Source organism: Aminobacter sp. P4_H6_2 (assembly GCF_056400805.1).
This window is the reverse complement of the sequence record NZ_JBFUKO010000188.1, coordinates 1-8,646: the sequence shown is the minus strand read 5'-3', so window position 1 is coordinate 8,646 and position 8,646 is coordinate 1. Positions and strand designations below refer to the sequence as shown.

Sequence of the window (8,646 nt, the reverse complement as noted above, 5' to 3'; positions counted from 1 at the left end):
CCTCTCCGGAAAATGTGATGCGGCGCATATGAGGAGTGACGTCACGGATCGCCAGCACCTCAAGGATCTGGAAATTCGGCGGCCGCTCGCAATCGTCGCCGTCTCCAGCCCAGACGATGGCAGGAGCCTCGTCCTCGGCAAGCTCGAGAACATGCGAGGCGACAGTGAGGCGAAGGAAATAGAGTTCTTCGAGGCTGCTAGCGGCTGCATCGACGCGAAGGGCGTCGGCCAGGCGACAAAAGCGGGCACGCGATTGGGCAAAGCGCACGATGCGGGCGTCGTCGGACGTCTCCACCTCGGCGCCATGCTCGACCATATGTTCGCAGAACGCTGCAATCATCGCGTCCGGATCGTCCAGCGCGATGCTGGTGTGTGTAACAAATTCCTTCACCGAAACTCCGTCTATTCGCGGCTGTCCTTCAAGTCCGCGTCCAAGGGCTTATGGTCGGGCGATCTCGTCCTCGATCCCGATCCAGAACGTCCCCTCAAGCGGCACGGCCATGAAACGGCGATTGATCTCGGTCAGAGTTTGTTCAGGATCGAGGTTGGAGAAAAGCTCGGGATGGCACCATTTGGCGAAGCTTTCAAACGCCAGCACCGATAGTGCCGAAATAGAGAGCTGATGCGAGATGCCGAAAGCGCGGCCCGCGCGCACCGCATCGAGTTCGCCAAGAAAGTTGCGTCCGGTCACCGCCTTCAGCGAGGCGCGCGCGGTCGCGGCATCGACCCCGCCGCCGACCACGAGGCCGCCTTGCGCAGCAAGATGCGGACCGCCAGTGCCGATATAGACTCGCGAATCTATGCCAAGCACATACTCTGCGTCAATCTTGCCGTCATAGCCGGGGACCAAGTCGGAGCCCATGCTGTGTCCGCCAGCAAGCCGCATCATTTCAGTGATGCGGTTGTCGGCGCCGGGAATGGCGCAACACAGCGTGCCCGCATGTGCATCGATGAGCACTTCGGGGCGTTCGACCACGCCCTTCAGTCGTTCAGCGACCAGCTGGTAGCGTAGAGCGACGAAATTGGAGAATGCGTCGGCCTCGGCCTCCCGCCCTATCGCCTGGCCCAGAAGCCGCATCGAAAATCCCGTCGCCTCAGCTGGGCCGCGCGCGTCGTTTTCCGGGCCGTCGAGGAAGATCACGGGTACGCCGGCAGCCTCCAACAGTTGCACCGCACTTTCCCAGCCCGGTTGCCAAAGACTCACCACGAAGAGGTCTGGATCGGCACTCAGAATGGATTCCACCGACACATTGGCGGGTACCACGGCCCCCGCGACCGGGATCTTGTCTATGGCGGGGAAGCGGTTGCGGAAGGCGGCATACATGCCACGGTCAAAACGCTGGGGTGCTGCCCAGCCAGCGAGTTTCGAAACCGGATCGGGATCGATCAGCGCCAGCGACAACAGCAGCAGCGGTTCGTTGGTAACGATGCGCGTCGCAGCGGCCTCGAGGCGCACCTCTCGGCCTGCTGCATCCCGCATCAGGATCTCGGCATACGCATGCGGCACGGCAAGCAAGGCTGTGAGGCAACCGAGAACGGCAAGCAGACCGAAACGTTTTCGGCCTGCTTGCCTGTTGGCGGATATGTTCAGATGCGGAACGAACAAGTCCTCACCACGTGGTTTTCAGGTTCGCAGTGAAGACGCGCCCGGCGCCGTAATTGCAGCTGCCGCCTGTTATGTTCAGGCAATGCGAAACATAGGTTTCGTCAAACAGGTTGGTGACATTGACACGCAGCCTGGTGCCTTCGAATTCCTTTTTCAACGCTCCGAAGTCGAACTCGGCACCGACATCGACCAGCGCGCGGCCGGGGATGCGCAGCTTCTCGAGGTAGGTGGCGTCGGTCTGGTAGGACGACGTGGCGCGCACGCCGGCGCTGAGCGACAGGCCCTCTGCATAGGTCGGGCTATAGTTGACCCAGAAGCTGCCCTGGTGCTCGGGCAGGCGCAGCATTTCGCGGCCCACCGACACCGGATTGTTGGAACTAAGCACTTCCGAGCTGGAATAGGCGTAAGAAGCCAGGAGTTCGAACTCAGATGTCAGTTCGTACTTGCCCTCGATCTCGACACCACGCACGCGCTGCTTGCTGGTTTGCACAAACTGCGTCGGCCGCGTCGGGTTGATATCTATCGGGTCGGGCGTCAGCGCATTGTCGAGCGTCAAGTCGAACAGTGACAGCGAGATCAGGCCCCGCCCATCGAGGGGCTGGTACTTGATGCCGATCTCGTATTGCTCGGCGTTCTGAGCGACGAATGGATTGCCGAACCTGTCGTTGCCGAGCAGCGGCAGGAAGGCGGTCGAATAGCTGACATATGGGGCAAGGCCATTGTCGAACAGGTAGGTCAGGCCGGCACGCCCGGTCAGCTTGCTGTCGTTGGTCTCGACCATCGCCGCATTGGTGATGCGGTTGGTGGTTTCAATGTCGGAAAAATCGTAGCGCAGGCCGAACGTGCCGACCCAGTCGCCGTAGTGAACCTGATCCTGCGTATACAGGCCAATCTGGTTCTGCTTCTGATGGGCCGAGGCGGTGACCGGTGCCATCGGGATTGGCAGCCCATAGACCGGATTGAGGAAGTCGATTCCGGGCACTTTCACGCCCCATCCGGTATTGCCGAAATTGGTGTCGGAGATGCCGCGCACATAGTCGATGCCGAACAGGGCGGTGTGGGCGAAATCGCCGGTCTGGAAGCTGGCCTCGGCCTGGCTGTCGACTGCGAAGGTTGAGGTCCAGTCGTCGGAGACGGCCGAGACGCGGTCGAGCTGGCTTGACGGCGTGCCCGAATAGGCGAAGGCCGGGTTCACCAGCGCCAGGAACATATCTTGCTGCGAGTAGCCATAGCGCAGGTTTTGCCGGACGGTCCAGGTTTCGTCGAAGCTATGCGAGAATTCATAGCCGATGTGGCCATAATCGCGGTTGAATTCCTCGGCATTGGTATCGCCGAGGAACACCTCGCGAGGGATCTGGCCGGCCGGATTTGGCAACAGCGTGCCCACTGCCGGATAAAAGCGTGGGCTGAAGATGTCGCGGTCGCGCTGGTAGTAGGCATAGAGCGTCAGCGAGGTGTCGTCGTTAGGGTTCCAAGTCAGGCTCGGCGCCAGCATGATCTTGCGATCGCGCTCCATGTCGATCTGCGTGTTCATGTTCTTGGCAAGGCCGGTGAAGCGGTAGAGCCAGTTCCCGTCTTCAGTCAGCGCGCCGGTCATATCGACCGCGCCCTGTATGCCGCCGAAGCCGCTGGTCTCCACCGAGGCTTCGCGATAGGTCTCGGCTTGCGGGCGTTTGCTGACCTGGTTGACCAGCCCTCCCGGTACGGCGCGGCCGTAGAGAACGGAGGCCGGTCCCTTGATGACCTCGACGCGCTCCAGCGCATAGGGATGGATGCTCGGCGTGGCATAATTCAGCGGGTCACCGGCGACAGCCAGGCCGTCGAGCCACATGGTGCCATAGCTGTTGAAGCCCCTGATATAGAGCCAGTCATAGCGTAGATCGTAGCCATTTGGGTCGGGCAGAACGCCCGGCGTATACCGCAATGCTTCGGCGACAGAATTGACGCCTTGGGCATCCATCTGGCCGCGGGTGACGACATTGACGGCCTGTGGCGTTTCGATGAGTGGAGTGTTGGTCTTGGATGCTGCTGCACTACGCTTGGCGACGATGCCAGTGTCGGGCCCTCGCGGACTTTCAGTGCCCACCTCGATTGTTTCAAGCACCACCGCATTGCCGCCAGCGGTCTTTGCTGCAGCAGTCGTTGTGGTTTTGGCCTGCTGGGCATGGGCGGGTAGGGCGACAACGACGGTCAGCACAGTGGACACCAGAAGCAGCGCACCGCTTAGGCGCCAGCTCTGTTTGCCTATTCCGGAATGGCTCTTTGAAATCTCCGTACCGCGCACGTTTCGCCCCTATCCAGACGCCGGGCGCCCATCCGGACGCGCCAAGGCGCTCTCACCACAAATCCGCTCATCGGTTTGGTGCCGATGCGCCAGTTCAAAAACTTGACTATTATAATCAAGTTAACCTATTCACTAGGGCACCATGGCATGGCTGACAACGCAGGAACCTTTGCGCGACGATCAGAAACGTTTGCGGTCCAACGAAATTGCGCCCCAGCGCCATGATCGCGTGGGCCGGCCGCGGCATATCCAGAGAAACATGCCCGAGGGGCTGGAAAGGCATCATCAATGAGGTCGGGCTTAAGCGATCATAGCTTGGCCCGGAGCGGCCGAAAGCGTGTCCGGGTCAGCGATTTCATGCAAATGGACGGCGTTGTTCTTGACAGCCAAGACGACCGGCTATCGATGGAAGACACGCTCATCGATGGCGAGTACCTGCGTCAGGAGCTACGCCATGGCCTGTTCCTGCATGTCAGCGACGCTGTCGAGGAGCGCGACTTTACAGTGACCTCGCGCCAGCGCGAGGAGCTGTCCTGCATCTTCTTCCTCGATGGCAAGATCGACCTCAAAATCGGCGACCGCCGCTTCGAGTTCAAGGGCGATCAGCGCGGTGTCATACAAGGCGCGGCCATCATGAGTTCTGGCGCCGAAAGCTTCGAACGGGCATCGGTGGGGCATCAGCATGTACGCCATCTCGTTGTCTCGGCGACGCCCGAATGGCTCAATATCGACGGCATGGAAGAGATGGGCGACGAGCGCGTGGCCATGAGGCTGCTGAAGGACAATCTCGCTGATCATCGCTGGGCGACTACACCGCGCGTTGCCGAATTGATCCGCCAGATCGTCACGCCGCAAGCATTTTCGCCCACTTTGCGTAATCTCTATCTCGAAGGTCGCGCCGTCGAGATCGTAGCCGAAACCATCTCAGCGGTCATGCATACCGACCGCCGAGCCGTCCCGGGCTCAATCCTGCGCAGCCATGAAATCATCCGTCTCAGGCGTGCAAAGGACCTGATTGCTGAAAGTTTGACCGCGCCTTTGAGCGTCGAGTTGATCGCGCGCGAATCCGGCATCAGCGCCAGCGGGCTGCAACGCCTGTTCCGCATGTCGGAAGGTCACAGTGTCTTCGAATACGTCCGCCGCCTCCGCCTCGATCGCGCATTCCAAGTATTGAAGGGTGGCGAGACCAGCGTCCAGGAAGCCAGCGCCATTGCTGGTTATTCGAACCCGGCCAACTTCGCTACTGCCTTCCGGCGGCAGTTCGGCATCACCCCCCGCGAGGCGCTGGCTTTGCCGCAGGACGGGCGAAGCTAGGGCGTCGACCTGTCCAAAGTATCGCCAGTCGGCCCGCGACATCCAAGCCCGCAACTGAACACCACCAGCCATTGAGGCGCGTGCGAATATAGGGGCGGAGCGGCCGGGAGGCTCTGCGCACGAGATCGCCAGGGAGTCGGCCCGGATCAGCGGGCTTTGAAGGTAATAGGGGATACCAGGTATAGGGGCGTAGAAGGTGGAGGCGCCGGTATCGGTGAAGCCCGGCGCACCATCTTAAGAGCGATTTGATCCAATTTCGGGTTACCGGAGGAAGAGGCGACTGAAGCTGAGAGGATTTCGCCGGCGGCAGTGAACGTGAAACTAATCTGGACTGATCCGTTGCCAGTCGCATCACGTTTTTGCCTGGCGATCCGGCTCAAGACCTTTGCCTTCCATTGGGCGGTAGACATCGATCTACCGCCGCCTTGGCCTGCGGCTGCTGCGCGGGTGGTTTCGCTGTCCTGCGCCGATTTCTGGGCCGCCGGACTGTTGGCCGGTTGTTTCTTCTCGACCTTGGCCTGCTTGACCGGCTCCTTCTCAGTCTTCTTTTTCTCACGCACCGGCTTGGCTACGGACTTGGGCTTTTCGACCTCCGGGCGCGGCTCGGGAATGGCCATCGCCACTTCCGGAAGCGGCGCTTCGACGAGATCTGGCACGACCTCCTCGACGGGCTCACTCTCCGCGATTTCTTCCACCGGCTCGGGAACTTCCTGGGCGACTTCCTCGACAGGCGTAGGCTCCGGCTCGACCGGATCGGGCGTGATGGTTTCCGTCGGCTCGACGCTTTCTGCGGCCCGGGAGTCGACAAGATCCGATGTCTCTTGCGGCACCGCCTCCGGCGCGAGCGCCATCGGTGCAAGGTCGATCATCACCGCCGTCTGCCCCTGCGGCTCGTCCATCGTCATGGCAGGTTGCTGATGCAGGTACCAGGCACCGGCCATGTGAACGGAAACAATGACCGCCGCTGCCGCCGACCAGAGCACGGCTTCACGACGGCTGACATCCCCGAAGCTGAAATCGTCGTGCTGTGCCATGCTCATTGCGGCTGGCCCGTCGTTGGCACGGGTGCTGTCGGTACGGCTTCGAGGCCGACCAGGGCTATCTTGAGATAGCCGGCGCCGCGCATCAGGTTCATCACCTCCATCAGCTCGCCATAGTCGACGCCGCGATCGGCACGCAGGAAGATGCGGCTTTGCTTATCGCCTTTGGCGCGCAGGTCGAGCTCCTGCTGGAAAGAGGGCCGGACCACGGTGTCCTGGCCGATGGCGAGGCTGAGGTCGTCTTTCAAGGTCACGTACAGCGGCTCTTGCGGCCGCGGTGAAGGGGTCGCCGTCGATGCCGGCAGGTCGACATTGACGTCGACTGTCGCCAGCGGCGCTGCAACCATGAAGATGATCAGCAGCACCAGCATGACGTCGATGAACGGCGTCACATTGATTTCGTGGTTTTCTTGGAGGTCGTCCTCGTCAGGCGATTGTCTGATGCCGCCAGCCATTGATCCGTCTCCTAGACAGCTACAGCAGGAGTAAGCCGGCCGTTGGCGCGCACCGGCTCGTTGGTCGGGTTCGAACGCTCGGAACGCTGCTGCGGCTGTCGGTCGAGATCGCGGCTGACGAGCCGCTGCACGCCTGCAGCAGCGTCGGCCAGTCCCTGGCGATAGCCGGTGATCGAACGGGCAAAGACGTTGTAGATGACAACGGCGGGGATGGCTGCGATCAGGCCGACAGCGGTTGCCAAAAGCGCCTCGGCGATACCAGGTGCGACAACCGCCAGATTGGTGGTTTGGGACTCCGAGATGCCTATGAACGAGTTCATGATGCCCCAGACGGTGCCGAACAGGCCGACGAATGGCGCTGTCGAACCGATGGTGGCGAGCACACCGGTGCCGCGGCTGAGGCGGCGGCCGGCCTGCGCCTGGATGCGCATCAGGCGCGAATCGACCCGCTCCTTGATGCCTGAGGCGTCGCCATAGCCGAGCTCATGGCCCGACATTTCCATCTCCTCAACGGCGGCGCGAACCAGCACACTGCCGATACCTGCACGCTCTCCAAGGGCCTGAGCTGCATCCTCAAGCCTCCGGGCATGGAGAATGCCGCGCAGCGCCTTTTTCAACCGCGCCTTGCTGGCGGCGATCTCGAGCGACTTGGCAAGCCACACCGTCCAGGTCATCAGCGAGGCGAAGGCAAGGCCGATCATCACGCCTTTGACCACCCAGTCGGCCGCCATGAACATGCCCCATGGCGATAGGTCGTGCGGCAAAACGCTTTTGGGGACGTTGGTGTCGGCAGGTGCGCCAACGGCCATGCCGGCCGGGTTGGCATTCCCGGCGACATCGCCAAGGGGGGCGGTCGGCGTCATGGGGGTGTTGATGGGCGCGGCAGCCGCGCCGGAGGGGTCAGCCTGAGCTGGTGGCTGCGTCGTCTCACCAGCAAGGTCCGCCGCTGGTGCGCTGTCAAGATTCTGGCCAGGCACCGTGACAGAGGTTGGGGCACTTGCCGGTGCAGCCTGTTGCGCCAGGGCAGCGCTTGTATGCAAGGCCAGGGACAATGATACGCCTAAGGCCACGGCGTACCGGCGCAGAGCCTTCGACCGAAAAGCACTGCCGGCGGTCTCGATAGCCCAGCTGTCCCGCATATCCCACGTCTCCCGATCGCAAACCAAGGTGGTTTCGAGGTCGTTGCAGGCGGTCGCGTCACCTGACACCGCCAGAGCCGGCCTCTAACATTGTTGAGTGTGATTATCAAGAAAGCAGAGGCGGGCACGCGTCCACATTTTCTTACTTGGCTTCTACCGCTTCCAGCCCATCGCTCCGCGCGGCAGGCAAGCGGCTTTCGACATTGCTCCACGCATGCGGACAGCGGCTAAAACGAGATTGCCGCGCCAGCGACGGCTTTTACTTATCCATTTCAGATGTTTGACTGCCGGCGCCGTCAGCCAATTCCGTTGAACGCTAGATCTAATGTGGCACGAAACAGAATGCCGTCCTGATCGGCCAGCGTCCGGCTGAACTCGAAGTGGTTCTGGCCTTTGGCAACAATGAGCTGGCTTGCCTTGCCAGCTTGCATCAGCCCGGCGTGCAGAGATTTCGCGTGYCGGCAGTACTCATCGGTTTCGCCGTCGCCATAGGCAACGATCATCGAGCAGCTGATACGCTCCAGATGCCGAACCGGACTGAAGGTATCGACCTCGGCGGAACTTAATTGCAGATAGGCCCCGCGCGCGCTCAGCATGGGGGCCTCGAGATCATAGGCACCGCTGGCACAGACAGCCCCGCTGACGGTGCCAGGCGCGATCTGGCTGTCGGTCGAGACACAGAGTGCAGCCGCGACAAGATGCGCTCCGGACGAATGACCGGCGACAACCAAACGACCGACGTCGTAGCCCAACTCGCCTCCATGGCGCGATAGCCAGCCGATCCCACGCTGCACCTGTCCCACCATGT

8 protein-coding genes are annotated in these 8,646 nt (G+C 61.6%); 1 reads left to right on the top strand and 7 read right to left on the bottom strand.

Going from position 1 to position 8,646, the window contains the following annotated elements; genetic code table 11:
• From AC1DUU_RS15140 to AC1DUU_RS15130, 3 genes are all read right to left on the bottom strand, one after another.
• Positions 1-391, bottom strand: a 391-nt coding sequence (locus tag AC1DUU_RS15140) for a DUF2218 domain-containing protein (protein WP_476784231.1), incomplete at its 3' end; no start/stop codon positions are given.
• Between the two features lie 48 nt (positions 392-439).
• On the bottom strand, positions 440-1,480 hold the full coding sequence (locus AC1DUU_RS15135; RefSeq protein WP_476784230.1) for an ABC transporter substrate-binding protein: 1,041 nt from the start codon (positions 1,478-1,480) through the stop codon (positions 440-442).
• Positions 1,481-1,610: 130 nt separating this feature from the next.
• Positions 1,611-3,890, bottom strand: a complete 2,280-nt coding sequence (locus AC1DUU_RS15130) for a TonB-dependent siderophore receptor (RefSeq protein WP_476784229.1) — start codon at positions 3,888-3,890, stop codon at positions 1,611-1,613.
• 363 nt (positions 3,891-4,253) lie between these two features.
• Between AC1DUU_RS15130 and AC1DUU_RS15125 the strand changes: the two genes are divergently transcribed.
• Entirely contained in the window at positions 4,254-5,204 is a 951-nt protein-coding gene (locus AC1DUU_RS15125; protein ID WP_476784228.1) for a helix-turn-helix transcriptional regulator, read from the top strand.
• A 146-nt stretch (positions 5,205-5,350) separates the two neighbouring features.
• Here AC1DUU_RS15125 and AC1DUU_RS15120 read toward each other — a convergent pair whose 3' ends face one another.
• The 4 genes from AC1DUU_RS15120 to AC1DUU_RS15105 all read right to left on the bottom strand — a co-directional run.
• Positions 5,351-6,244, bottom strand: coding sequence for a TonB family protein (locus AC1DUU_RS15120; RefSeq protein ID WP_476784227.1), 894 nt, complete (start codon positions 6,242-6,244; stop codon positions 5,351-5,353).
• On the bottom strand, positions 6,241-6,699 hold the full coding sequence (gene exbD / locus AC1DUU_RS15115; protein ID WP_476784226.1) for a TonB system transport protein ExbD: 459 nt from the start codon (positions 6,697-6,699) through the stop codon (positions 6,241-6,243). Before exbD ends, AC1DUU_RS15120 begins: the two co-directional genes overlap by 4 nt.
• Positions 6,700-6,710: 11 nt before the next feature.
• Positions 6,711-7,562: a tonB-system energizer ExbB gene (exbB, locus tag AC1DUU_RS15110; RefSeq protein ID WP_476784225.1), complete on the bottom strand. Its 852-nt coding sequence runs from the start codon at positions 7,560-7,562 to the stop codon at positions 6,711-6,713.
• Positions 7,563-8,134: 572 nt separating this feature from the next.
• On the bottom strand, positions 8,135-8,646 hold a 512-nt coding region (locus AC1DUU_RS15105), incomplete at its 5' end, for an alpha/beta hydrolase (RefSeq protein ID WP_476784224.1).

Excerpts from the sequence above, each read along its gene's own strand:
- exbD (WP_476784226.1), bottom strand. The coding sequence starts at position 6,699 with ATGGCTGGCGGCATCAGACAATCGCCTGACGAGGACGACCTCCAAGAA.
- AC1DUU_RS15135 (WP_476784230.1), bottom strand. The coding sequence starts at position 1,480 with ATGCGGGATGCAGCAGGCCGAGAGGTGCGCCTCGAGGCCGCTGCGACG.
- AC1DUU_RS15120 (WP_476784227.1), bottom strand. The coding sequence starts at position 6,244 with ATGAGCATGGCACAGCACGACGATTTCAGCTTCGGGGATGTCAGCCGT.
- exbB (WP_476784225.1), bottom strand. The coding sequence starts at position 7,562 with ATGACGCCGACCGCCCCCCTTGGCGATGTCGCCGGGAATGCCAACCCG.
- AC1DUU_RS15125 (WP_476784228.1), top strand. The coding sequence starts at position 4,254 with ATGGACGGCGTTGTTCTTGACAGCCAAGACGACCGGCTATCGATGGAA.